This is a genomic window from Marinithermofilum abyssi (assembly GCF_014641195.1).
Classification (GTDB): domain Bacteria; phylum Bacillota; class Bacilli; order Thermoactinomycetales; family DSM-45169; genus Marinithermofilum; species Marinithermofilum abyssi.
The window spans coordinates 1-24,115 of record NZ_BMHQ01000020.1 but is presented as its reverse complement, the minus strand read 5'-3'; the positions used below and the strand labels follow the sequence as shown (position 1 = coordinate 24,115).

Annotated in this window: 25 protein-coding genes, 7 other RNA genes and 1 pseudogene; 11 read left to right on the top strand and 22 right to left on the bottom strand. The window is 46.4% G+C overall.

All coding sequences use genetic code 11. The features are described from left to right. The coding region (locus IEW70_RS17980; RefSeq protein ID WP_229752059.1) for a hypothetical protein at nucleotides 1-245 on the bottom strand (245 nt) is incomplete at its 3' end. A gap of 1,024 nt (nucleotides 246-1,269) precedes the next feature. Here IEW70_RS17980 and IEW70_RS16945 point away from each other — a divergent pair. The 3 genes from IEW70_RS16945 to IEW70_RS16935 all read left to right on the top strand — a co-directional run bounded on the left by IEW70_RS16945 (nucleotide 1,270) and on the right by IEW70_RS16935 (nucleotide 4,813). After that, nucleotides 1,270-2,118: a glycerophosphodiester phosphodiesterase gene (locus IEW70_RS16945; protein WP_188649089.1), complete on the top strand. Its 849-nt coding sequence runs from the start codon at nucleotides 1,270-1,272 to the stop codon at nucleotides 2,116-2,118. A gap of 147 nt (nucleotides 2,119-2,265) precedes the next feature. Beyond that, nucleotides 2,266-3,171, top strand: coding sequence for an endonuclease/exonuclease/phosphatase family protein (locus IEW70_RS16940; protein ID WP_229752058.1), 906 nt, complete (start codon nucleotides 2,266-2,268; stop codon nucleotides 3,169-3,171). A 157-nt stretch (nucleotides 3,172-3,328) separates the two neighbouring features. Further along, nucleotides 3,329-4,813, top strand: coding sequence for an alkaline phosphatase PhoX (locus IEW70_RS16935; protein ID WP_188649088.1), 1,485 nt, complete (start codon nucleotides 3,329-3,331; stop codon nucleotides 4,811-4,813). A 305-nt stretch (nucleotides 4,814-5,118) separates the two neighbouring features. Here IEW70_RS16935 and IEW70_RS16930 read toward each other — a convergent pair whose 3' ends face one another. Further along, nucleotides 5,119-5,319 (bottom strand): hypothetical protein, encoded by a 201-nt coding sequence (locus IEW70_RS16930; RefSeq protein WP_188649087.1) that lies wholly within the window; start codon nucleotides 5,317-5,319, stop codon nucleotides 5,119-5,121. A 963-nt stretch (nucleotides 5,320-6,282) separates the two neighbouring features. Here IEW70_RS16930 and IEW70_RS16925 point away from each other — a divergent pair. After that, nucleotides 6,283-7,008, top strand: coding sequence for a hypothetical protein (locus IEW70_RS16925; RefSeq protein ID WP_188649086.1), 726 nt, complete (start codon nucleotides 6,283-6,285; stop codon nucleotides 7,006-7,008). A 190-nt stretch (nucleotides 7,009-7,198) separates the two neighbouring features. On the opposite strand, the gene IEW70_RS16920 is transcribed toward IEW70_RS16925, so the two are convergent. Further along, nucleotides 7,199-7,936 (bottom strand): DUF4046 domain-containing protein, encoded by a 738-nt coding sequence (locus IEW70_RS16920; protein WP_188649085.1) that lies wholly within the window; start codon nucleotides 7,934-7,936, stop codon nucleotides 7,199-7,201. Between the two features lie 230 nt (nucleotides 7,937-8,166). On the opposite strand from IEW70_RS16920, the gene IEW70_RS18745 reads away from it, so the two are divergent. Then, nucleotides 8,167-8,418, top strand: coding sequence for a YczF family membrane protein (locus tag IEW70_RS18745; RefSeq protein ID WP_505712062.1), 252 nt, complete (start codon nucleotides 8,167-8,169; stop codon nucleotides 8,416-8,418). A 15-nt stretch (nucleotides 8,419-8,433) separates the two neighbouring features. On the opposite strand, the gene IEW70_RS16915 is transcribed toward IEW70_RS18745, so the two are convergent. From IEW70_RS16915 to IEW70_RS16900, 4 genes are all read right to left on the bottom strand, one after another. After that, nucleotides 8,434-9,570, bottom strand: coding sequence for a GerAB/ArcD/ProY family transporter (locus IEW70_RS16915; RefSeq protein WP_188649084.1), 1,137 nt, complete (start codon nucleotides 9,568-9,570; stop codon nucleotides 8,434-8,436). A gap of 27 nt (nucleotides 9,571-9,597) precedes the next feature. Continuing rightward, nucleotides 9,598-10,803, bottom strand: a complete 1,206-nt coding sequence (locus tag IEW70_RS16910; RefSeq protein WP_188649083.1) for a Ger(x)C family spore germination protein — start codon at nucleotides 10,801-10,803, stop codon at nucleotides 9,598-9,600. Further along, entirely contained in the window at nucleotides 10,796-12,391 is a 1,596-nt protein-coding gene (locus tag IEW70_RS16905) for a spore germination protein (RefSeq protein ID WP_188649082.1), read from the bottom strand. Before IEW70_RS16905 ends, IEW70_RS16910 begins: the two co-directional genes overlap by 8 nt. 503 nt (nucleotides 12,392-12,894) lie before the next feature. Beyond that, nucleotides 12,895-13,389 (bottom strand): spore coat protein, encoded by a 495-nt coding sequence (locus tag IEW70_RS16900; RefSeq protein ID WP_188649081.1) that lies wholly within the window; start codon nucleotides 13,387-13,389, stop codon nucleotides 12,895-12,897. A 649-nt stretch (nucleotides 13,390-14,038) separates the two neighbouring features. Between IEW70_RS16900 and IEW70_RS16895 the strand changes: the two genes are divergently transcribed. The 3 genes from IEW70_RS16895 (at nucleotide 14,039) to IEW70_RS16885 (ending at nucleotide 15,540) form a co-directional block, all read left to right on the top strand. Beyond that, nucleotides 14,039-14,668: a recombinase family protein gene (locus tag IEW70_RS16895; protein ID WP_188649080.1), complete on the top strand. Its 630-nt coding sequence runs from the start codon at nucleotides 14,039-14,041 to the stop codon at nucleotides 14,666-14,668. Between the two features lie 273 nt (nucleotides 14,669-14,941). Next, on the top strand, nucleotides 14,942-15,211 hold the full coding sequence (locus IEW70_RS16890; RefSeq protein ID WP_188649079.1) for an AbrB/MazE/SpoVT family DNA-binding domain-containing protein: 270 nt from the start codon (nucleotides 14,942-14,944) through the stop codon (nucleotides 15,209-15,211). After that, nucleotides 15,211-15,540 carry a type II toxin-antitoxin system PemK/MazF family toxin gene (locus IEW70_RS16885; RefSeq protein WP_188649078.1) on the top strand — a complete coding sequence of 110 codons (330 nt, stop codon included), beginning with the start codon at nucleotides 15,211-15,213 and terminating at the stop codon, nucleotides 15,538-15,540. Before IEW70_RS16890 ends, IEW70_RS16885 begins: the two co-directional genes overlap by 1 nt. A gap of 665 nt (nucleotides 15,541-16,205) precedes the next feature. Here the strand turns inward: IEW70_RS16885 and IEW70_RS16880 are convergent. The 9 genes from IEW70_RS16880 to IEW70_RS16840 form a co-directional block, all read right to left on the bottom strand. Then, nucleotides 16,206-16,271: hammerhead ribozyme type II (locus tag IEW70_RS16880), an RNA gene on the bottom strand. A 60-nt stretch (nucleotides 16,272-16,331) separates the two neighbouring features. Continuing rightward, an RNA gene (locus IEW70_RS16875) (hammerhead ribozyme type II) lies at nucleotides 16,332-16,397 on the bottom strand. A 74-nt stretch (nucleotides 16,398-16,471) separates the two neighbouring features. Further along, nucleotides 16,472-16,538, bottom strand: an RNA gene (locus IEW70_RS16870) — hammerhead ribozyme type II. 61 nt (nucleotides 16,539-16,599) lie between these two features. After that, nucleotides 16,600-16,666, bottom strand: an RNA gene (locus IEW70_RS16865) — hammerhead ribozyme type II. 57 nt (nucleotides 16,667-16,723) lie between these two features. After that, nucleotides 16,724-16,788: hammerhead ribozyme type II (locus tag IEW70_RS16860), an RNA gene on the bottom strand. Nucleotides 16,789-16,849: 61 nt separating this feature from the next. Beyond that, nucleotides 16,850-16,916: hammerhead ribozyme type II (locus tag IEW70_RS16855), an RNA gene on the bottom strand. An 80-nt stretch (nucleotides 16,917-16,996) separates the two neighbouring features. After that, nucleotides 16,997-17,062, bottom strand: an RNA gene (locus IEW70_RS16850) — hammerhead ribozyme type II. Further along, nucleotides 17,063-17,353 carry an HNH endonuclease gene (locus IEW70_RS16845; RefSeq protein WP_188649077.1) on the bottom strand — a complete coding sequence of 97 codons (291 nt, stop codon included), beginning with the start codon at nucleotides 17,351-17,353 and terminating at the stop codon, nucleotides 17,063-17,065. It lies immediately after the preceding RNA gene. Beyond that, nucleotides 17,331-17,936, bottom strand: a complete 606-nt coding sequence (locus IEW70_RS16840; RefSeq protein WP_188649076.1) for a hypothetical protein — start codon at nucleotides 17,934-17,936, stop codon at nucleotides 17,331-17,333. The genes IEW70_RS16845 and IEW70_RS16840 overlap by 23 nt, the downstream gene beginning before the upstream one ends. Nucleotides 17,937-18,428: 492 nt before the next feature. Between IEW70_RS16840 and IEW70_RS16835 the strand changes: the two genes are divergently transcribed. The 3 genes from IEW70_RS16835 (at nucleotide 18,429) to IEW70_RS18235 (ending at nucleotide 19,669) form a co-directional block, all read left to right on the top strand. Beyond that, nucleotides 18,429-18,848: a CHRD domain-containing protein gene (locus IEW70_RS16835; protein ID WP_188649075.1), complete on the top strand. Its 420-nt coding sequence runs from the start codon at nucleotides 18,429-18,431 to the stop codon at nucleotides 18,846-18,848. Nucleotides 18,849-19,153: 305 nt separating this feature from the next. Further along, nucleotides 19,154-19,351 (top strand): hypothetical protein, encoded by a 198-nt coding sequence (locus tag IEW70_RS16830; protein WP_188649074.1) that lies wholly within the window; start codon nucleotides 19,154-19,156, stop codon nucleotides 19,349-19,351. A 195-nt stretch (nucleotides 19,352-19,546) separates the two neighbouring features. Beyond that, nucleotides 19,547-19,669 carry a hypothetical protein gene (locus tag IEW70_RS18235; RefSeq protein WP_268234913.1) on the top strand — a complete coding sequence of 41 codons (123 nt, stop codon included), beginning with the start codon at nucleotides 19,547-19,549 and terminating at the stop codon, nucleotides 19,667-19,669. A gap of 189 nt (nucleotides 19,670-19,858) precedes the next feature. On the opposite strand, the gene IEW70_RS16825 is transcribed toward IEW70_RS18235, so the two are convergent. The 6 genes and pseudogenes from IEW70_RS16825 to IEW70_RS16800 form a co-directional block, all read right to left on the bottom strand. Next, the gene (locus IEW70_RS16825) at nucleotides 19,859-20,599 is read right to left on the bottom strand and encodes a YheC/YheD family protein (RefSeq protein ID WP_188649073.1); all 741 of its coding nucleotides are present in this window, start codon (nucleotides 20,597-20,599) and stop codon (nucleotides 19,859-19,861) included. Between the two features lie 458 nt (nucleotides 20,600-21,057). Then, nucleotides 21,058-21,276 (bottom strand): YmaF family protein, encoded by a 219-nt coding sequence (locus tag IEW70_RS16820; RefSeq protein ID WP_268234912.1) that lies wholly within the window; start codon nucleotides 21,274-21,276, stop codon nucleotides 21,058-21,060. Between the two features lie 391 nt (nucleotides 21,277-21,667). Further along, nucleotides 21,668-22,054: a CRISPR-associated protein Cas4 gene (locus tag IEW70_RS18605; protein ID WP_373285994.1), complete on the bottom strand. Its 387-nt coding sequence runs from the start codon at nucleotides 22,052-22,054 to the stop codon at nucleotides 21,668-21,670. A gap of 41 nt (nucleotides 22,055-22,095) precedes the next feature. Continuing rightward, nucleotides 22,096-22,266 carry a hypothetical protein gene (locus IEW70_RS16810; RefSeq protein ID WP_188649093.1) on the bottom strand — a complete coding sequence of 57 codons (171 nt, stop codon included), beginning with the start codon at nucleotides 22,264-22,266 and terminating at the stop codon, nucleotides 22,096-22,098. A gap of 227 nt (nucleotides 22,267-22,493) precedes the next feature. Next, a complete protein-coding gene (locus tag IEW70_RS16805; protein WP_188649072.1) occupies nucleotides 22,494-23,378 on the bottom strand; it encodes a replication-relaxation family protein in 885 nt (294 codons plus the stop codon). A gap of 15 nt (nucleotides 23,379-23,393) precedes the next feature. Further along, nucleotides 23,394-24,115: pseudogene (locus IEW70_RS16800) on the bottom strand (hypothetical protein); the annotation flags it as partial.

Genomic DNA, 24,115 nt, shown 5'->3' with positions numbered 1-24,115 from the left:
GGTTTTTCAAGAAATGAGACGGGAACCAGTCGATTTGTTTTTATAGAGTAGTAAAGAAGTACTGTTTGAGCATAGGATTTTTTGCACGTCATGAAGTGCTCATTTATATAATGTGTTATGAATCTGGGAAGGGCGGGTTGTTGAACAAAAACACCGGATAAGGGTTGATGCGCCCTTTCTTCGTCTACTTCGGTGTTTTTGTTGTTCTTACGAATCAAGTGATCCACCTGTGCTTTAGTCCACATCTGTAAAACCTCCTCAAATTTTTATTTTGTTATGTCAAGGGCGCTTTAAAAACCCTATCGTACATTTTTCCCGGATCGGTCCAGTGACCCTATTTGTTAAATCATATTTAGTTCTTCTGTTTAATCCAGTTGCCCTATGCGGCGCACATTTTGTTAAAAAGCTGGCGGGTCCCCTATAAGATATCATTCCTGATTTCCTGCAATGCATTAGTAATGTGGATTGCCTTGCCAAGCGTCCATAAGCCCTTCCATTTTTACATTGGCCTTCACAACGAAGCTGCCCTGTGGGATACCACTCTCTACGTATGCCATGCCGAAATCCATCCTTATAGGGATTTCACTCTCTAAAGCTCCATTAGGATATTTCTTTCGTAACAAATCCCTGTAAAGGGGAATCCGTATTATTCGAATGGATTTGTGCCTTTTCATCCTCATATGCAAAAATTACCAAACCGTAAGGAGAGTGGTAAAAAAAGGGGGGTTATTATCGTGGGGTAAATATTCGGTTAATCGTTTGCGAATCCCAATGAAAAGCGGACTTCTTTGCTAAAATTAAACCGGGTGTCGGCCTACTCCGCTCACACTCTGTGTCCCACTTTCCTGTAGGCCCTTCACAAGGGTCCTTTTCTTTTTCAATCAGCTCCCCAAAAATACGATTAAAAGCCCACCAATCGATGGGCTTTATAACTTAAACCCTGACATGGGTGCTTAGCATGCGTTTTTCGCGTTTTGACGTCGGGACCCCCTAACTAAAAGAAGCATGGTAGCTTTCATCCTGGCCTTTGCAAGCCCCATTGTGTCCGTAGCGGAAAGTGGGGGGAAAGACCCGTAGAGCATTCATAACTATGGTGTAATTCAAAAATCGAGTCACTTTCCGTGTAGTAACCGCATACCCAAACCACACTGACTTAAGAAGTACAAGATTCAACAATCTATAAAAGTTATACTAATCCCTCTTTTACATTTGACTGATATAGTTTGAAATTGAACAAAGAAGGAGGTACCCTGACGAGGAGGAGTATCCATGTTTCACTTCGGAAAAAAGTTGTTCATCGTTACAACACTGGTCCTTGGTTTGTTTATTTCCCAAGCAACGGCAACCTTAGCCGCTCCTGGTGGGATGCCTGACCAGAATGCGGACAAAGTTATAACGGTTGCCCATCGCGGGGCTTCCGGATATGCGCCGGAAAACACGATGGCCGCATTTGAAAAAGCAGTAGAGATGAATGCGGATTACATTGAGCTGGATGTACAGTTAAGCAAAGACGGTCAATTGGTAGTAATTCACGATACCACTGTCGACCGTACTACGGACGGTACCGGTGAAGTGCGTAACCTGACATTGGAAGAGCTGCGTAAACTGGATGCCGGCAGCCACTTTAGCCCGGAATTTGCGGGTGAACGGATTCCGACGCTCGAAGAGGTTTTGGATGCTTACGGCAGTAAAACAGGCATTTTAATCGAAATTAAAGCTCCTCATCTCTATCCCGGTATTGAGCAAAAAGTGGCGGATGCGCTGGCGGAGCGGAATATGGATGAATCGTCAAACGGGAAGATCATCGTTCAGTCGTTCGACTTCAATTCAATGAAAAAATTTCACAATATCCTTCCGGATGTACCGATTGGTGTTCTGACTTCCGGGGCCCACCATCTTACTGATCCCATGCTGCAAGAATTTAAAACTTATGCAGACTATGTCAATCCTAATTTGGCATACGTCAATAGAGATTTGGTAAATCGTATCCATGCGCTGGATATGGGAATCATGGCTTGGACGGTCCGTGATCAGTCCCAAGTCGCTCCTCTGCTTGAGGCCGGGGTGGATGGCATTATTACCGATTATCCCGATTATGTTCCCCGCCACAAGGATTGATTTTTCAATAAATCATGCTTAAACATGATAGCTGATTATAAGGCGTCCCTTGTCCGGGGCGTCTTTCAACATTAAAACCCGTTTTCGAAGGATCAAGGGGTATCGTCAACCGTTATCATATTAAAGAATATCAAGGGAGAGGATTAAATGAAAAAAGTATCAATTGTTTTTTTATTGTCGTTTGGTTTACTCTTAGGAAATCTATTTTCCGTCGCTTCAGAAGCTTTTGCTTCGGAAAATATAGGACAAGCTTCTAATGTGGATCTACGAACTATGACTTTTAATTTACGGTATTTAAATACATATGATCAATCACCGCATACTTGGGAGGAAAGACGGCCCACAATACGTGAGGTCATTCGTATGGAAAGACCGGAGATTTTTGGGACCCAGGAGGGTGTGTATCAACAGGTCATGGATATTGATGCTGATTTACCTGAATACGATTGGATCGGTGAAGGTCGAGAAGGTGGTACTAAAGGGGAGTTTATGGCGATCTTCTACAAAAAAGAGCGTTTTACCCCATTAGAATACGACCACTACTGGTTATCGGACACTCCAGATCAAGTCGGTTCTATCTCCTGGGGTAATACAATTCCACGTATGGTAACTTGGATTAAATTTTTGGACCGAAAAACCAATCAACAATTTTATTTTGTAAACACCCATTTTGACCATCAATCTGCTGAAGCTAGAGAAAAGAGTGCCGAATTAATTGTAAAAAAAGCAAAAGAAGAATTTAACCCGGAGTTGCCCGTCATATTAACAGGCGATTTTAACACAGCTCCTAATAGCGTTCCCTATCAGATCCTAACAAGCGAAGGAGCGTTTGTTGATTTATGGATGTCAGCAGAAACTAGAATTAACGAAGAACTTGGAACTTTTAATGGTTTCCGTGACCCTACTGGCGGAGGACCTAATCGTCGTATCGATTGGATTCTTTCAAAAGGAAATGTCACCACAAAGACGATTGAAATCTTAGACTATCGTAAGAATGGTCAATATCCTAGTGACCATTATCCGGTTATTGCTGACGTAACCCTTCACTATTAGGGGGCCCATCCAGAATTCGGTAGCCTGCTAAGCTGGAAAATTAAGCGGCTGTGCTTACCTAGCTCTCTTTCGTCGTAGAGGGCTGAAGGCACGGACCCTTATTTCTATAAATATTTCATCTTCTAGGTGTTCCAAGTTATAAGAGGGGGTTTTGTGAATGGGGATTACCGGTAATTGGGACCGATCAATTAGCCGAAGAAAATTCCTGAAGTTGGGGAGTATCGGTGCAGCTGGATTTTTCCTGGGCTCTGTTGGCTCATTGTCTTTGAGTTTGAATCAGTCCGCAGCGAATACGGGGGCCCAACGCGCATCCGCCGGTTATGGAAAATTAGTTGCGGATCCCGGAGGGGTTCTCGATCTTCCCGCAGGCTTCCAGTATCGGATCATCTCGGAGGAAGGGAAAACCATGACGAACGGTGCCCCCATCCCCGGCGATTTTGATGGGATGGCCGCTTTTCGGGGAAAAGGTGATACCATCGTTCTGGTACGAAATCATGAGCTGAAACCAGGGGAAGGACCCGCTGTTCATGGAAAAAATCCCTATGATTCCACCTGCTCTGGTGGTACCACCGGACTGATCGTAGGACCGGATCGCAAAGTCATTCAAGAGTATGTCACCTCCTCGGGCACTACCAACAACTGTGCCGGGGGAGCGACTCCCTGGGGTACATGGTTGACCTGTGAGGAAGACCGGACCACGAACCACGGGTACGTGTTTGAAGTCATGCCGGATGATCCCGAGAACGTATTGTCGAAAACCCCGATCCGGGAAATGGGTTTCTTCTCCCACGAAGCCGTGGACATCGACCCGGCCACCGGAATCGTTTATCTGACTGAGGACGATTTCCGGGGGACCATCGATCCTAACGATCCGAACAACGATACGCGTTTCAGCTTCTTATACCGTTTTATTCCCAACGACAGGAGCCAGCGTCCCGGTGCCCTACAGAAAGGGGGGAAACTCCAGGCCATAGCGATCGATGAACGGAAAGGTCCCGATGCCGACTTGTTCAAACCCGGGCAAAAGTTCGGAGTGGTCTGGAGAGATGTCGACCCCGAAGAACCCCACGATGATGCTCTGGCAAAGGGGTGCATCCGTTTCAATCGTCTGGAAGGGGCATTCTTTGCCGACGGGGCCTTCTGGTTTGATGACACGGCGGGAGGGGAGAAGCGTCTGGGTCAAATTTACCGCTATATCCCGGCCACGGAAACCTTGGAATTGTTCGCTGAAGGAACAGATTCGAATCAGATGGAAAGCCCGGACAATATCTGCATCACTCCCTGGGGAGATTTGTGGTTTGTGGAAGACGGTCCTGGTGTCAACCGCCTGATGGGGATCACACCGGCGGGAGAAATCTATGAATTTGCCCGGAACCGACTGAATGATTCCGAGCTAGCCGGTCCCACCTTCTCCCCTGATGGACAAACTTTCTTTGTCAATATCCAAACCCCAGGCATCACCTTTGCCATCTGGGGTCCCTTCCAAGGTCAAAACGCATCCCTCCGACGCCAACTCGCCCATGCCGCCCCTCCGAAAGAGTGGGCTCCGCGTATCCCTGAACAAGTTGCGGAAGCGGCGGAGCGTTATGGAATGAGCCCTCTGGAAGCTGCCGCATTCCATCGCTTCGGAGTACCCCTCTAAGCGTACTTTATTTAACCAGGAAAAATCACCAAACTCCTAGGCCCCTTTTAGGGCGGCGAGTTTGCTACAAAGGTAGAAGGTCAGCAGCCTCAAGGAGCGTTTTTACGCTCCTTTCTTTGTTTAATAGACAGCTACATTCCTAAAGACGATTCGTTCCACTTACTCTTAGAGAGTAAGTAGAATGCGCCCCATTAGAGGCGCAGCACGAGAGAGATATTTGAAAATGCAACCAAAAGGGTTTAAAGGGAGATGATGATAAATTGCCCAACGAAGCAGATAATATGTATATAACAAGTAGAAAAGACTTACCCGAGTGGGGATAAGTATTTCCAGAAGAGCGTTTTGAAGGATACAGCCCCCTGACACAGGTACTTTTGGGATTGTTGAATGGATTGTTGAGCCTGTTGTAGCTGTTGACGGGCTTGTTGCAGCTGTTGTTGTTGCTGGGTGTTTAATTGTCCGGCTTGGTTTTGAATTTGTTGAACCTGTTGCTGGGCCTGTTGCAACTGTTGCTGAGCCTGCTGAAGCGCTTGTGGGTTAGCCTGGTTTTGAGCCTGTGTTACGGCTGTTGAGCCTGTTGGACCGCTTGAAGAGCTTGCTGTAGTTGTTGTTGATTTTGCTGTTGCATGCTATCTTCACTCCTTTAATTCAAGGTTGTAGAGTCCTATCTTATATTCTTTTTCGAAACAAAGAAGTTTATACATAAAATGATAAGTTTGTTTTCTAAAACCGCCCTATCTCCTGTGATATGAAGTTTGTTAGTGCCTAAAAGTTAGTAATTGAGTAACAAAACAAATACCCATTGGATACATTAATGTCGACTTCTACCCCAAAGGAGGACTAAAATGTCAAGCAAAACGTCAGACTGCGGGTGTGGACGTAAGTGTGGATGTAAGAAACCTCCTGCCGGAGTCTATCCTCCGTATCCACGCATCCCTGTAACATATCCACAATATTACGAAATTTATCCACAATATCCCGGAATGATGCCTCTACATCGTTGCATGTGGCAGTAAATACCCTTGCTTTTTAATCCCACGTCGCGAGGTGCGCATTTATACAATGTTATTGCCTGGTTGAGACCTAGGTGTCCTCAGCAAAACACCGTAAGGGTTGGGGGTACGCTCCCCGCTGCACCTATCCCCTTCCGGTGTTTTTATTGTCCTATGACGCTCGAACAGCCGATTTTATGCCAGAAGATCGCCTAGGTAGACTCCCGAAGTCGGCCCGCCAGGGCAAGCACAATAAGCATTATTTAAAAAAAATTATCCCCCCTATAAAGGGGAGAGGCTGCTGACCTTCTACCTTTGTCAGCAGCCTCACCGCCCTTTTGGGCGGTGTTTTTACTGTTTGAAAACCGACTTTACCTCACTAAAGACATACAAGATATTATGTTTTCCCCAAGCAAAAAAGAAGCATGGGTTATTTAATGGCTTAAATGATTCTGTCACGCGGGTGGATGTGGTGAAATGCCGCGTCCCATGCTTCAGTCGAAATTATATCCATATTCTATAAAAATATACATTTTTCAAAAGCTAAAACAGCCTCGGATCAAAAGGTATCCAGTAACGTTAACAAAATCGGTTATCAGGATTGGTGTCGATTTTAGGAACATCACCAGAGTCGGATATAAACACATCCAAGCAATAACAAATGAGCGCAAACGTTACGTGGGCGGTATGGTGACCCCTGTATCGAGATCGGATGGGAAAACAGGCTTTTGCACGGGTGACTTTGCGGATAGACGGGCATACGATACCAATGTCTTGTCGCACATAAAACCAAAAGGAGTGAAGGTGTTGCATTACCAATGGTGGCATATGGATCCTAACATGGTGAATCCGCAGATGATGTACTATTATCGTCGGAAACCCTATAAAATAAGACATCGTTCTCCATGGGATAGCTTTTCTAGGGGCTCACACCTAGGTACTGGCTTTATATCCAACAATAAAAACGAATCGAAACCTAATTTCCAAGCTATCGTCAGTAACGCTTTTGAAATGAATAACATTCAAGACCCTATTCTGGAGAAAGCACTAATCAAAGCATTAGAACAAGCGGTAGATTATGAAGAGATCTTTAAATTCGTACAAAAGAAAATGAAATCACACGTTAACGTTCGCCTCTCTCCCCACCCATCCCCTTCCACCCCAGAGGGCTCTTGGTTAGAATCATCCCAGCATGAAAATTAGGTTGTAACCCAGCCGGTTTCACTGTCGAACTCAATGGTGAACAATCTTCCTTTCCACCAAACAAAAAGACCCCTTCCAGTTCTAGGGGTCTTTCGTGGCAAGCGACGTCTTCTACTGTATACACGAAGGATTTTTTGTTGGCTCCCCTTAACAGTAAATGGTTAGCCGGGAGTACCCCTATGGTCCTCGATTAAATTTGATCTCGGAGCCATTTTTGCACCTTCGACATTCGATGGTCAAAAGCCATCTGAAGAAAGCCAGTCAATCGGTATCGGTAGAAATGATCTTTACGTAGATGAAGGATGGCTTCTTGATATGAACAAAAACCGATCTGATCAAATAGAAACCAATCCATGGTCTTTTTAATATTTTGTGGATCCTTCCAACAATTCATCGGGACATGGGCAAATTGCCAGGGTTGAAATTGTCCCGGATACACCGCGTTAATCACTTGATAAGGGGAATCGCCGAATAACGAAAAGACTCCACATAATCGATGTTTTTTAAAGAAGCGGGAATTTATTTTCCGCGGGATTTCGTGAAAGGGAATTTGACCCTTTTCTTCGATGACATATCGGACCGCTTCAATGGCTCGTTTTCGCCCTTTTGTTCCTTGCCAATATCCATGAGGCACTTGCTGGAACTCCCAGGGATAAAATCGTCCCGGATACGCGTTTTCGATCACATCGATAAAATTCCATCCTTGAATTTGCGTCCCAGGGCGCAAACGATGGTCCCACAAGGTTTTGGCTTGGACCTTTTGCGGAATCTCTTGGACCTCGATATTTAAATAATTCTCAATTAGATATCGCGTCATATAAGCCAGGTATTGCTTTCCTGCTTCCCCTTCAAATAAGTAGTTGGGAAATCGGGCTCTTCGGCCGGATAATATGTCTTGGTAAATATGCAGGATCGCTTCTTTCTCCATTGTTCTTCCCCATCTTTCCTTCTACACTTGTACAGTTGTTACTGTTTATGTTGGATTCACGGAACATCCATCTAACTGAAAGGGCTAAAATAACCACCAAGTGTTTAACCCACCTCCTATTGGACACCAATCCCCAAGGCAAAAGCCAAGTTTTCCTTTTGATTCGTATGGGGGAGGGTTTTTGGGCATTCTAAATATATCAATAGCATATGTGAAAGAAGGAGACTCCCTTGAAAATCCTTGGCGTTTTTTTCTTGTTTATCATTCTCTCCCTCGTTACTAATACGATCCTCGATTTCCTTCGCCTGGCGCAATGGGAAAACATATGGAACAATTTTTATCCTTTTATCGTGTTTCCTTTTCCATCCTTTCTCACGGTCGGGATCCTATTTCTCCTTGCCTTCCTGCCTCCGCTCATTGCCTGGAGCCGACGGAAAAAACGAAACCCATCTTCCCCTGCGGCGTCCCGGCGGAAGAATTAAAGACCACTTCACCCGTTAGGAAAAGTTTTCCCCTGCACTTCGCTGTTTTTTTGTGCGGGATTTGACCCCATCCACGATCAGTAATAACAGGGGGATACCCAGCTGTAACGGAAGGTGCACATACTTTGGGACAATTTGCAGACCAATTTGTATATGCTCCATAAGACTTTCCGCCATCGTCAGAAACGTAACCAGCACGACCGTAGCAAAGGGGAGCAGGAATTTTCTCGGGTTGTGCACACCAAACAGATCGGCAGCACCCACCACCGCTGCATGCAGAAAAACCCCGATCTTAAAAAATCCCCCCATGATCAGTACAAGAATGGTCACGACGTCCAGCCGTTGCAAAAATGTACCGACCTCTACTTGGGAAATAGTTATAAGATAAGGAAAAGAGGAGCGTGCGGAGATATCGACTCCGGAAACTACAATATCCAGAATCACGGTGACCGTAAGAACCAATCCACTAACCAATATACCCCATAAAGCGGTTTTGACATTTTTCCGCGGTTGGTTTCTGCAAAAGGGTAGCATCATGGTAAAAGCGATCATTTCTCCGTAGGGGAACGTCAACATTAAGGGGAAAACGGTTTGGAAAACAGGTCTCCACCCGTTTTCCAATACCGGCTGAAGCTGTTCTGGTTTCACTTCTCCGAAGAGCAGGATTAAGACATCGGTGGTGCAGAACATCACAGAAAAGAAAATAAAAAAAACAAAACTGGTACCGGCCAGGCCTTCCAATCCTTTGGTCAGCACATAGATTACGATTAGGAGCATAAAACTTGCCGTAACAGCGATCGGCATCAGCGGAAAATAACCGACCTGAAGCAACCTTGTAAAATCCTTTAAATCCCGGGCCGCTAGGTATAAAAAGTACTCTACATAGACCAGTCCCAGAATCCAGCCTACTGGCTTCCCGCAAATTTTTTGCAGACTGCCGGTCAAAGAGAGCGCCGGATACCGAAGATACAGGCGTGCATAGACCAGAAACAGTAACAACCCCACCCCTACCCCCAACAGGTTGGCCAGCCAAGCGTCCTGTCTAGCCTGGTGGATCCCGTTACCAAGGACGATCGTGGTTCCCAATTCAAAAAAGACCACCAGCGAGAAGAGTTGATAAGACTGAACTTTCTCAGTGACATGCTGCCTCACGGAAAACCATTCCTCTCCAAAACACGGTTATTTACTGGACCAAAACGGATCAAATCGAAGACCAGCGTGATCGATAATCGCTTTGGCACGCACCCTGACCTCAGCCTTTGAAAAGATTGGATTCCAGCGGTTTCGGATAGTTTTCCATCGCTGCGGTTGGCTGCGATGGAGGGTCTCTCCAAATCCGAAGATGTCGCACTTTTCTTTTTGGGCGGTTTTCACTGCTGAAAGGACTTCTCTTTTCATCTCCCGTTCTAACCGATGCTGAAGTCGGTCAATGGTTTCCTGATCGTTTAACTGGATGGGGCAGTCTGCTTCATACACGTTTCCTAGAAAAGCCATCTGTACCGTCAACACCGGTTTTCCTTTGTTCATGTCCGCCCCCAACTTGGTACGAGCATGGGTGATTTCAATAGCAAGCGCATCTTTTTTGTCTCCACAATTTATATTCACGACGGTGTTCTTCAGCCGATCTAACAGGGTAACAGCTCCTCGGGCTGTGTTCCCCTCCATCCATTTCTGCAGTTTTCCGTCCCTGAAGAGGGCAATGCCGTTGATCCGGGTGTAGGCAACGGGTCTCGACTCTTGAAGATTGCTCATCGATTGCCCCTGTTCATCCTTGCCGATCAGTTCAATCCCTGAAATGGCGGGCTCAATCCCGTCATCGGTCAGCCCGTGCACCACATCTCTGACGTTGGATTCCAGGGTTTCCCCGAGAACTCGAGAGGAGGTCTTTAATGCTTCACCCACTCTGCTGCCTGGCAACATTTCCGTGGGAATCAAGACTTTTAAAATATCTTCCGCCGTGCCTCGGCGTGCGATCAGCACGTTTAATTGAAGCCGTTGCTGTATATTCCGTTCCAGAATATCAAAGACATCCTTTAACCCCGCCCGGGCTACCTTTTCTTCAATAATGACCCCCTGTTGGTGGGAAAAGTAGAGCCTTTTCGTTACTTGCTGGGACGCTTTGCGAATGGCTTCGATCAGTGTTTTCCCTGTGTCCGTATAAACGACGACCGGGACTGATTTCCCGCCCCCTCCTCCAGTTTTGGTGGAGGCGATTTGCGAGGAATTAATTACTTGAAAGCTCACCCGATATTGGCCGTTAGCTGCTTTGTCCACCCCCATGGCGGAGACGATCGCCAACTGATCGATATCCTGGTGGTATCCTGTACAACCCGTCATGAACAGCGGAAAAAACAACAAAGATAGGATCAAGCCGTATTTAATCATCATACTCCACCCTGTCTCCCACCTTGTATTTAATCCGCCACAACCGCTGCGGCTTCAGCTCGTGGGGGCGATTGGACAGCATCCAATGGGGAAGACGAACCACCGAGTCTTTCAAATCCGACCATACTAAGGGAGAAATTGGGGCCAGATAGGGTACACCGAAGGAGCGCAGACTCTGCATATGGGCCACCATCGCGATCGTTACCAACAGAATTCCGTACAGACCAAAGACTCCTGAAATAAGCATGAATCCAAAGCGCAGGATGCGGGAGGTAATGGTGACGGCGGCCTCAGGGGCAACGTAACTGGAAATGCCGGTAATGGCCACTACAATCACCATGATCGGTGACACAAGCCCTGCCACGACTGCCGTTTCGCCGATCACCACCGCTCCCATAATGGCCAAAGGCTGACCTAGGGCCCGGGGAGCCCGCACCGCCGCTTCCCGCAGAATCTCGAAGGTGCCTTCCATCAACAGAGCTTCTACCATGACCGGAAAAGGGACTCCCTGCCGCTGAGCTCCGATGCTGATTAAGAGAGAGGTTGGAAGCATTTCCTGGTGGAATGCGGTCAAAGCAATATACATAGCTGATCCGTACAGCGAAATCATGAAAGCGACAATGCGGAGAAGCCGCAGGACGGAAGCAAGGTCATAGCGCATGAAATAGTCTTCCGCCGACTGTAAGATCTTTAAAAAAGTGACCGGTACTGCGATCGCATAAGGGGTACCGTCCACCAGAATGGCCACCCGGCCCTCTGCCAGGTGAGATACGATGGAATCAGGACGCTCATAGCTGACTAACGTAGGGAACAGCGTAAATTTTTGATCCTCGATCCATTCTCCAATTTCGCCCGTGTCCAAGATCTTGTCTGTATTGATGTTTTCCAGTCGTTTTTTCACTTCTTTGACAACCTTCGGGTTCGCAATGCCCTCCATATAGAGCAAGGCCACATCCGTCCGGGTCACCTGACCGATCGGTTTTTTTTTCACACGCAGGTTGGGACTCTTGATGCGCTTTCGGATAAGCGAAATATTGGTCCGCAGGGACTCAGTAAACCCTTCATTAGGCCCTTTTGTAGCAATCTGGGTCTTGGGTTCCGTAACCGCCCGGTGCTCCACGCTGGAGGTATCTCCGGAAACCGCTTGATTTGTTCCGTCAACAAACACAACGGTATGACCGGAAAGAAGCATTTTACTCACCCGGTTCCAATCCCTGATTTCCTTCATATCGCCGACAACGGTCAGATTTTCTTTGATCCAATCCCTCACATGGGAGTGTGGGTGAGTTTCATTTGGTTGGGTCAACTCTTTGCCAAGAAGGTCTTTTATCAACGTCATCACCTTATCGGCGTTGACCAGGCTGTCTATGTACGCAATCCCGATGCGGACGGTGGGACTCTTCCCAATAGTGAGCTCTTGAATCTGCAAATCCGAGCTGTGGCCGAAGGCATTTTTCAGAAAGGTGAGGTTATCTTGGATGCTGGGATAAACGGGTAAGAGTTCCACACTGGACTGTTTCTCCTGGGAATCTTCCTGCTGTTTTGGATTATTAAACCAACGACGAAACCATTTTTGATATTTTGGCATGGGATACACCTGTTGTTATAGTTGTCTAAGTTATTACTGCCCCAAGGGGAAAAATAATATTCGGAGCTTTTTCGGTGAGCTGAACCTTTGGAATGCGGCACCCGAAGAGGAACCAAAACCATGCAGGTACATATTATGGGTATAACTCGAAATTCATATCCCCTTCTCGCATTTCCATATGTACAAAATTCCCTGTGGCTAACACAGGGAATTTTGCTTTAACAAGACACCGCAGATCAGGACGCAACGGCATCCAATTTTGGATTTCTCATAGGCAAGAAAAATGGTTACGGTCGATCGAGAGAGGTTGATCCATTGAGATCCAGATCGATATAAAACACGTGGGAACCGGAGAGCTGTGGTACACCCTTCAGTAGACGTTATCGGCTGCCAGATCACGGTGGTAATTAGGACTCCACTATCCCATAGCCGTCTCCCCTTTTAATCCCGATTCGGATACCATTAGTATAACGGCTGACAAACGAGACGATAACTGAATGGGCTTAATAAGGCATAGAAAGAGCTTTTATTGCATTTCGGACATCTCCAGCCAAGAGTTGGTTAAGGTCGTAAGCAGGATATAGACTTCGCTTGTACATGTAATAAAAAATTTTACCGTGCCCTTGTATGGCGCCGATCAGTCGCCTAGTTAGCACTTGTCGTAATTGGGGCGTAGCGGTTTCTGTGATGGCGGCGGCATAATTTCGGACGGAGGATTTCGCCAATCCCAGCAATTCCCCAGCATAGAAGGCCACATCGGGAGCATGGGTTTCCGTATCTGTTTCAACTTCCTTTTTTTCACTGACTTGAGGGGCCTTCCGATAAAAAGGAAGCAGCTCCTGAAGGTTGTTCTGTAATGATTGGATCCAAAACCGATATATCTTCTGCAGTTCCGGATCGGGGATGAGCCGGATGGATTTCTTTAGCTTGGTTAATCCATGGGCTTGGGAAGCGACCAATTCATGAAGTTCCAACGTTTCATGCCAAGCCAGACGCATAGGGGTCCTCCTAGAAATGAATTTTACCTTTAGACTATTGTTCGAATAGGCTGATGGTTCATTCCTTCCCGTTTAATTTCACAAACATTAACTTCACTAGATCAATGGGTCATGAACGAAGTGGTAATCAACTTCGCCAGAGTGGTCCCATTGAAAAAAAACGGCTTTTCCCCATCGGAAAAGTTGAAAACCGTTTTTTGGTTATGTATATCCCTAGAGAAGGAATACCTTTACAATCTCCACAGTGAGATCACGGTTTGCTGTACACTCACCGCTCACGGGGGGATGTATCGCCGGGTGGTCTCCAAGCTCTCGTGGCCCGCCAGATGTAGGTCTCCAATATCTATAACTTCAATATTCACCCTGCGCTACGCCCCTTTTGGGGCGTTATGTAAATATGTCATAGTCACAAATGTTACCCGGTTCATAAGTCCATGTTGCCGTACCCCTATAAAAAACACCATAGTTAAAACCCTGCTGTATCTTAATAAAGTGTCCTTAAAGGTATACTTTTAGGACACCTCAATTCGGTATGTAATTCCACGTTTATAAAAGCTGTAAATAGAATTTAAAAACGTCCCTCTACAATCGTTGACCTTTACAAACACTCTGCCTATAATTTCCTCATAACGAGTGTGGAGGGATCGTTGTGAAGCTTGGTTATGTTCGTGTCTCATCCAAAGATCAGAATCAGGAACGGCAAATCAAAAAGATGTTGGAACTTGGCGTTGAAGAACGCATGATTTTTGTAGATAAGCAAAGTGGAAAAGATTTTGATCGTCCTGGTTACCAGACCATGAAGCGTATAATTCGTGAAGGGGACGTTATTTATTTTGATGCTCTGGATAGACTAGGACGGAACTACGATGGCGTAATTAATGAATGGAAGCACATTACACGTGAATTAAAGGCTGATATTGTGGTTTTAGAAAATGCCTCATTATTTGATAGCCGCAAGTTCCGGGATATGGGCGATATGGGGCGATTAATGGAAGATCAGTTTCTAAGCTTGCTGGCATATGTTGCTGAGCAGGAACGGAAAAAGATTAAACAACGGCAAGCAGAAGGTATCGCTCTCGCAAGAAAAAACGGCAAACATATAGGTAGGCCTAAGCTCAATCTACATACCCTCTCCAATGAGCAACGACAATTATTGGCCTCCCACTATCCGAAGTGGAAAAACAAAGAGATTACTGGGGTTGAATTTATGCGCATACTTCGATTGAAAAAGAACTCATTCTACAAGATCATAAAGGAATACGAAAGTACTTTAGAATAAAACAAATATCCGATGACTAGCAGCAACCTTTCCTCGGGTACACTTGAGCCTCGCAGGCTATCGAGAAAGTCCCGTGCCCCCTTGAAATAATACCAGCTTAAATCGAATTACTCCCTATAAGCCCCACCAGACATGGTGGGGCTTGGTTTTATCCTATAAATGGAATCCAAATTGCACCTGGTGACAGGTGCTGGTTTTACCCCGGAAAATGAGTATCATTTTCCGAATTGGTGTATATACTATGTGTATACAACCGGTTGATGAGGTGTTATAATGGAGTCCGATCAACAAAAAGGGGTGATACGCATGACCACGACGGTCCAAAAGTGGGGCAATAGTCTTGCTGTTCGTATCCCTAGCCATGTCGCAGAGAAACTTGATCTTGAACAAGGGTCTCAAATGGAATGGCATGTAGAGAATCAGGCTCTGAAATTAGTGCCAAAAAAGAAGAAACCGACGTTAGAAGAGCTTTTGTCCAAAGTAACACCAGAAAATCGTCATGCTGAAATTGACTTCGGTGCGGAAGGGAATGAATTGATCTGATGGCAATTCCCGACCGTGGCGATCTTGTAAAGCTGAATTTTAATCCTCAATCAGGGCATGAACAAGCAGGATGGCGACCTGCTATTGTTCTATCGCCGAAAGAATTCAATCAAGTCACAAATTTTGCGGTTGTATGCCCGATTACTGGTCAAAAAAAAGGATATCCCTTTGAAATCGAGTTACCAAGTGAACTGCCAATATATGGGGTGATCTTAACCGATCAGGTCAAAAGTTTAGATTGGCGGGCCCGTCGATTCGAGATAGTTGGGCGGGCCCCCAATGAAGTTGTACAGGATTGTTTGGATCATATACATACCTTTTTGTCGTGAGACGCTCCCGATCCCCGGGAGCGTTTTTCGCGGCTAGGGATCCTGGAGTCTTTTTTCCATTGACCGCACAATCGTGATTTTTTGACCCTACGTCGCAGGTAAACGGACTGTATAGCGTATACAGTCCGCGAAGCATGTGCAAAGCGCATAACGTAACATAACATTAATCTTGTTACGTTGCACTTTCTATGCAAAAACAGCCCTCTCCCCTTCTATACCAAGGGTTTTGGTCGGTTTTTTCGTCATTTCACAAACCATCTTCCCTGTTACGTTTCCAATTCATTTTTTATGCAAAAATACCGCAATCCCTTGCCCTGACTGGGTTTGTAGCGTTTTTAGAGGGGGAAGGCCCAGTCCCGAGTGTTGCCTTGTCGAATGCATAAAAAACGGGGGTTTTATGCACTTGTTTAAAGATGGTCTGTTTGTTCGTTAATGAAAATACTCAGGTTTTTACACTGAGGACATTCATGATAGTGGTGTAGTTCAAAGATCAAGTCAGTTTCCATGTAAAAACCGCACTCTGTGCACGCTACACTATAGGGTTCTTGCATTGATCTTGTCTCCCGAAACTTAATACCATTCCAAGCCGCACCATATCTAACCAGCACCTAACCAAACCCAACCTCTCCGACCTCTCCTAACCGTACCAAGTCCGACCGTACCCAGTTCGCCTGTCTCATCAGCGCTGGGAGGCGATCCCCAGCGTACGGCCACAATGGGCCGTTTCGATTTCCCTACTGTACCCTACCTTCCCGCAACGAACCCCAGCCCGCCTTACCTGAACATACCGCATAAGCCTATCTCGTCAGCACCGGGAGGCTATCCCCGGTGGACAGCCCAAGCGGGCTGTTTCGACTTGATCCGTACCCAAGGGTACCCAACCCGAGCTCAGCTTACCTTACCGGCCCTCACCTAAACCATTCCAAACCACGTTCGCCTATCTCGTCAGCACCAGGGCGGCTACTCCTGGCGGACAGCCCAAGCGGGCTGTTTCGATTTCCCTACTGTACCTTACCCCAACAAACCCCACCGCCGCCTTAGCTTAACATTCCATACCGCATAAGCCTATCTCATCAGCACCAGGGCGGCTACTCCTGGTGGACAGCCCAAGCGGGCTGTTTCGACTTTCCCGTACTGTACCTTACCCCAACCAACCCCAGCCCGCCTTACCTGAACTTACTCCATAAGCCTATCTCATCAGCACCGGGAGGCCACCCCGGTGGACGGCCCAAGCAGGCCGTTTCGATTTCCCTACTGTACCTTACCCCAACAAACCCCACCGCCGCCTTAGCTTAACATTCCAGACCGCATAAGCCTATCTCATCAGCACCAGGGTGGCTACTCCTGGTGGACAGCCCAAGTGGGCCGTTTCGAACCCTAACCATACCATTCCGCAACGAGCCGTTCCGTACCTTACCGAAACACTCCCCACCGCCGCCTTACCTGACCAGACCGCATAAGCCTATCTCATCAGCACCGGGAGGCTATCCCCGGTGGACACCCCCAAAGGGGTGTTTCGATTTTAATCTCGCCAAACGAGCTCTCGCCAATTTGGGGGAATTACGCCATCCTTTAAAGCTTTGGCAATCATCCCTCTATGGCGAAAATCTTCCCGTAAAACGTGGCATTGACGGCACAAAGTTCGCAGGTTTTTAAGTTTATTGGTCCCGAGCTTTCCACTACGGATGTGATCGATATGACATTCCTGTATTGTTACGGGCGTTTGACAGCGGACACATTGTTTTTTATCCCGCTGCCAAACAATCTCCCTTAAACGAAGCCATATCTCTTTAGGCGGACGCTTCTTCGGCATTTTCAAGCTCCACATATTCAAACGATTCGATGACAAACCGACCAAAACCAATGTTCCGCCCGTCTGCTAGACCAACCAATTTTCCGGCATCAATCAGAACGGTCTCCATCTGCTTCCGAGATACGATCGTTGCGTCCCACGTAATGTGGAAAGTTGCTTTCCAACCAGGAGAAGCGGCTACCCGATACCGGACATTTCGGCCTTTGGTATTGGGATTTCTTACGGACCGCACATCCAAATAAACGGGTTCTTCAGGGTCCTGAATAAGCTCCTCTGGCATAAAGCGGTCTAGCAAAATTATATCTTCCTCTACCTGGAGTGTTGCTGCCACATTGTTTTGAATGCTTCCACGTCCGCTTTTGGTATACTTTGCTGCATTTCGCAGACAACCAAAAACATACGATCCATCTAGATACAATTGACCTGATCGGGTGCATGTGTAGGTGGATTTCCATTCGTCCGGATCATTGCCGGCTACCCCGGTTTTTTCCTTCTTCTCCAACGGAATAGCCTCGGGACCAAACCGATGCCACAAAATTGGGCGTGTTCCTTGAATCGTAATCTTTGCTTTTACTTCAGCCATCAGTACATCGCTCCTTTTTAGGATCATGTGTTACTGGTAACGTTATGGTTTGCAGGAATTCGTATTATATACCCATATTTAACCATTTTTTTCGGAAGACCGAAAACATCTTGACGTGTGTTGGTGATACGAATTCTGTAAAGTGAAAAAGCCCTTGAATTCCACGTATTCTGTAAAGAAAAAACAGCCTTTTTCGGCTGTTTACTTTACAGAATGCATATTCGGTAAAGTTAATCAAAATAAATAAGCGCCATTGTGTACTGGCGCAGAACCCATCTTTTCTATATCACGCAATTACAATAATCGATTTTAGCGTGTTAATAGGGGTAGAAGGAGCATCTCAGAGAAAGGGATGGTTAAGGTGCTTGTCGGGTATCACGGGTTTCGACGAAGCGGCTTAGCCAATTTGTTGCGCCATCCGCGACCGCTGTTTCCATCCCTTCTTTTCGGTCGTACCTTACAATAACGCGAAAAGAAGGAGGATAAAAAAAGATGCGTAGATTTCGTGCGGTGTTGAGAGGTTCGGAGGAAGTTCCCCCCGTCCGCACCAATGCTAGCGGGACGGCCAATTTTGTATTGAGTCGCAATGGACGGCGGCTTTCTTATGTACTCAGAGTAAACAACATCCGGAGATTCACCCAAGCCCACATTCACTTGGGAGCGCGCGGTGTCAATGGTCCAGTGGTCGCATTTCTGTTCGGTTTGACCACCCCGGGAATCAGTGTCGATCGGGGAGTGGTGAGGGGAACGATCCGGGCCAACGACTTGGTGGGACCGCTTCAGGGGCGAACCCTCGCCGTTCTGGTTCAGCAAATGAGAAGGGGAAATACCTACGTTAACGCACATACGGAACAAAATCCGGATGGGGAGATCCGAGGGCAAATTCGCCGTCGCCGCCGTCGCCGCTGTTGATCAAACAAAAAAATCCGCCGACACCCCAAGAAATATAAACGGTCGTTTTTGATACTGTGAACCCCAGACGAATTCAGACGAAGTTTTTGAAATAAATCAGGGAACCAAGAATCCCAGCGGAAAGTGGCTGGGATTCCTGGTTCTTTTATATCACTAACCGTTGCTCCAGATCGACACGGAACTCCCCGTAATTAGGGCTGATGGATATTTTGAACTGCTCCAACCCGTGTTGAATCCTACTCCGAAAAAAGCAAATGGCTGGCTATTACGCCGTGCGACATGAAGCCTTCTTTGGAGGAGGTTATGTGGGGGAAGAAGTAGCCGATGATCGATCCTATATGGAAGACGTCTACCTCAGTATGCTCAATGGGTGGAAAACTCACTTGATCACGGGCAGGTTGGATATTTTCGTAGACGATCATGGGAGTGACAACGAACGGCAGATTCGATCTGAAATCCAAGAGGCCATTGCCAATATCCGACAATTGATATCTTTGCGGTAAACGAAAGCGATGCTCCCTTTACCCCTAATATATCCCGATTGAATACTTGCTGTTGCAATTTTAGCATGAGCATTCTTTGCTTCCTCTGTTGCATTCTCAACCAAATCACCGTGCAAATTTAGTTGCTTCTAGCTTTGGATTTGCACTCCATCGTATTTTACAATGGGAGTAAATAGGACAGGAGGGGAATTATCGGTGTGGAAAAAGAAATTAAGCGAATTGGCCAAAGACATTATGAAGGATAAAAAAAAGCGAGACATGATACTAAAAGAAGGAAAAAAGATATTGGGTAAGGCTAAGAAACGGTTACAGAAATAATAATGAGGGTTGGGAAGTAGACTCTTCTTCCGTTGGGCGGATTTTTACCGATTCCTTTTTTGTGCCCAAGAAGATCGGGGTATGGGAATGTCGGGGTATGAAGAAGTTTTCATGATCCAGCAACCGGATATAGCACTATAAGGACAGTGGCTTATCTCAGCCGCGGCTTGAACTTTGTCGAATTAGCGATTACCTTTTACCTATTAATTTTTTTGCTTCGAGGTATTTTCGATACAACTTTCGATCCAGCTTCCTCATACCTGTACAATCCGGTTTGGTATTCGCCTCAATAAACCAAACTTTCCCTTTCCTGTCGATGCCCATGTCTAAACCGACGATTTGAAGGGGAAAATGTGAATCTAATACTTGAACAATCTGGTGGGAGACATCGATTAATTCCCTTAAAACCTTCAACACGTTCAAAGGTTGATCGACTCCATGTAAAACCTTGACTACATTCACTTCCTTTGCTCCTTTTGCCACATTGGTGACAATGGAATTTCTCCGGGGCGCGATTTTTGCAGACATCAAAGTAAGACGCCACCGGTTCAATGGTTTTTGTAGAACAAGACGTACATCGAATGGACGACCGTGATAGGTTGCCAACTCAACCCCCTGCTGAATCAGGTATTTTTTCCGGAGATGTATATGCTTTTTTATTTCCTTCATCACTTTTTTTGAAGAGACCCTTTTCGTTTTTTGTTTATAGGAAATTTTACTTTTCGAATCATTCAGCTTTTTGACCCGGATGACTCCCTTCCCCTGTCTACCTTTATCAGGCTTGATATACACAGTGGAATAGGTTTGGAGCATCCTTTGGAGGCTTAAGAAATCAAGCCAGTCCATTTCTGGCACATAACGCGATACGATTGGATCTTTCATAAGGGGTTTTCCCTTTTTCATTTTACTGCGAATTACCGTATGTTTCATAAGCTCCTTCCCCTTATCAACAAGGAATCTACCTTAGAAAGTTTAGGTAGTTTATATTATTCGTCGGAGTTTACAACGAAAGGGCTAATTGCATGAGCCTTTTTCAGAAATTCGAGTTTGGACTTGGTGATGGAGGGGAACATTCCCGAGGTTAGTGGATCAAATCCCAGAGATTCCTGCTCATGGGCAAAAAGAAAAAAGCCGTAAAAGATCGGCTTTGAGAAGTGAGGGATCTACACCAGCAGGCGTTCACCCTTCAACAGAGCACTTCGAGAAATTAATATCCAATGAAGCCAACCAGCATGAAAATGGTGGCAATTACCAACAGAAAGAGAAGCAGTCGGAGCAAACCGATACCGTATCCATAACCGTAACCGCTCATTAACCTCTCCCCCTTTGGCAGAATGGGGGATTCAAACAAGCGATTTAGGAGGTTGAAAGAACCGTCATATTAGAGGTTATCTTGCTTCTCCCTTATAGAAATGGGTATGGGGGATCCTGTCGTTTACCGTTGTTTCTCCTTCGATGATGTGGTAGTGACCTCCATCCGGCAACGGAATGGGTGGCCCAGTAACACCAGAGAAATGGTGGACATGACCATCGTCAAATGTAGTGGTCCCACGATATTCGTGAACATGATCTGGTACGTCTGGTGCCGGTGCGGTCACTCCGCCCAAGCGGTGTCGGTGGCCAATTCCCTATACAAAAACCGCTCTCTCCCTTGATATACCAAGGTTTTTTGGCGGTTTTTCCCGTTTTTCACAAACGGCCTTCCCTGTTACGTTTCCAATTCATTTTTTATGCAAAATCAACAAAATCCCTTGCTCTGACTGGGATTGCAGCGTTTTTAGAGGGGGAAGGTCCAGTCCCGAGTGTTGCCTTGTCGAATGCATAAAAAAGGGTGGGTTTATGCAGTTTCAGCTTGCTTAATATCCCCTGAGTAGGAGCAGATGTGGGTTACTCTTGGACTTTAAGAGGGCCAATTTCCTTTTCTTGAATTCGTAACTTATCCTGCTGGTATCTCTGAACTGAGTATGGATCCCTACCCCTTACATTGATAGTCCATTCTCATCGAGCAAACCGCTTTTTATCACAGACGGAGTAGTAACGGCAGCGTTGACATTGTGTTTTCTTTACTTTAACGAAGGTGTTTCCTGTTGCGTCAACTTTCCGGATCCGCTCGATTGTTCTCCAGAGTTGGTTTCTAAGTGAATAATCCCATTTGTATTTAAACCGTTGGCCGGAAGCATATCGTATTTCGCCACTTTCTACAGGAAGTTTGAAATGGACTTGAGCCAATCGCATATAAACAGCGAGCTGCATCTTGTGACTCTCGTAAGGATTCGTTCGATATTCGGGAAGATGAGTAGCTTTGACTTCCACGACATGGAGTTTATCACCGTTTTTCCATACCTCGTCCGGCTTCCCTTTTAATCCCCATTGATAATCCCACAGTGTCTTTCCTTCTCCTTTTTCATTCGCTGATTCATAATATGCTACTCGTTTTCCGAGAGGGAAAAACAGAAAGGTCCATAACGAATCATGTGAGCGACGATGACTGCGACTAAGGAAATGTCATATTGGGTCAATATCAAGGGAAGAATCCACTTGGCCCAACGGGTCCACGGAATGCCGGCCAATGCCAGCCCGGCCATGGGAAAATCCAATCGCTATAGCGCACCTTCGATGACGATTGAGTGGAGCTGACGGGGGCAGCGGAACGAAGGAGTAAAAATGAAGGTGCGCTATAGCGTACCAAATTGATAAAAAAGATTGGGCTTCAACCGGTATTTTTCCTGGGTTTTATCGACTTCCTTTTTATTACAACAGATACTAGTGTAGATACTTATCTAGATACTAGTAGAGATACTTACATAGATACTTGGATAGATACTTATGCAGATACCTTCATCGACTGTAGCCAGTCGATCTCCTTTCCGGCTTCGAAGAAGTACATTTTGGGAATTACATCAAATTCTTCTCGGATGTATTCCCATATCTCTTGAAGTTTGGTTGCCCTTTCGTGGGAAGGAGCTACCCAGACTACAGGGTTCGGGTCTTGGATTCGGGTTAAGGTTTCGACGTACTCCCGCATCTTCTTTTCAATTTGTTGCGTCCACTCCGTGTCGTTGTCATATTCGAACCAAACCATTTGACCATCAATGACTCCCAGGGCATCTGGACGGATCACCTTTTTCCGATCGTATTTTTCGCCTAACTGATCCAAAGAGCGGAACAAATACGAAGTAGCCTCGTAACTCCCGTACCACTGGAGCTTTTCATAGCCAAAGGATTGGATAAGACGCAAGAGGATGTCATTTAACCCCACGTAATGCCCCCAATGGCTATCCTGCTTCTCTTTGATGGTTCCCTGCTGCTCTAAGATGATTTGGCGGCAGTATTGAATCCCTTTGACTCCCAGGGTATAGAGGTTGTTTCTCTTGGCTGCCTTGGTGGGCCGTATGATCCGGATCCATGCATCCCGTGCCTCCTGGATGGATTGAGACAGGGTTTGATACTCCCGCCGCACCTCGGCGGGAGCCTCCCTTCTTTCCCCCCACTTGTTCTGAATCTCCTTTTTCAATTGCTCCAACCGGTCTCGATCCTCCGCGGAAATCCCTTTGGACCGCAAGCGATGAATGATCGTTCGGACGGAGTTGTCCGTCCATTGCAAAACAGCCGCGATATGATTCCGATCGGCCATCCCCAGCTCATCTAATACCATCAATAACCGTTCTTCTGCACTAAGATGGGGATGGTCTGTATAGTGGAAAATCATCCTCTCTCCTCCTTTTTAGAGCTTCACTTTGGGTTTGCCGTTTGTGGACTTCTCATTAAGCTCCTGGGGCTCTGTATCTGCCAGTTTTCTCGTCTCCCACAGGCCTTCTAAGTAGGCTTGGATTTCCTGTTCAGCTTCCTCGGCTGTTTTACAATCGCGAGCCATCGATGGATAGCCCAATTCCTCCAAAGCCTCGGCAAATGCTTTTTCTTTCTCACGGTCCCGCTTCGGTTTATCGTCGCCGTAATAGGTGGGTTGCCCTTGGTGATCCAGGATGTACGGCGGTTCTGTTCGGACAAAGAAGCGAACCGGATCCCCATCCTCATCGTCCGTGTATACACCACAATGAAGGTCCGACAGTTTCCGGATATCCTCAACCTTGAATCCGGTGATGGCTTCCACCTCTCGGGCTGTTTCTTTACCGGATCGGAAGGCAATGATATTGCCGGAAATCTCCGTGATAGCCGCTTTCAGTTCCTTTTTCAACTGATCCATAAATTGTGTCATCAGGATCAATACCAGACCCCTGGCACGATCTTTCGGAATGATCTGTTGATGCATGACGGGTAATTGCACCTCATGGGCCTCGTCCACGATTAGATAGTGGTTAGACTGTTGGTTGGTCCGTTTGGAGCAGGCTTGATGATACAGGTTCGTGATATACCCCATCACCAAGCGGATTTCGTGCTGGCTTAACCCCTCCAGGTCATACAGGGCAATCTCTCCGTTTTGCATGA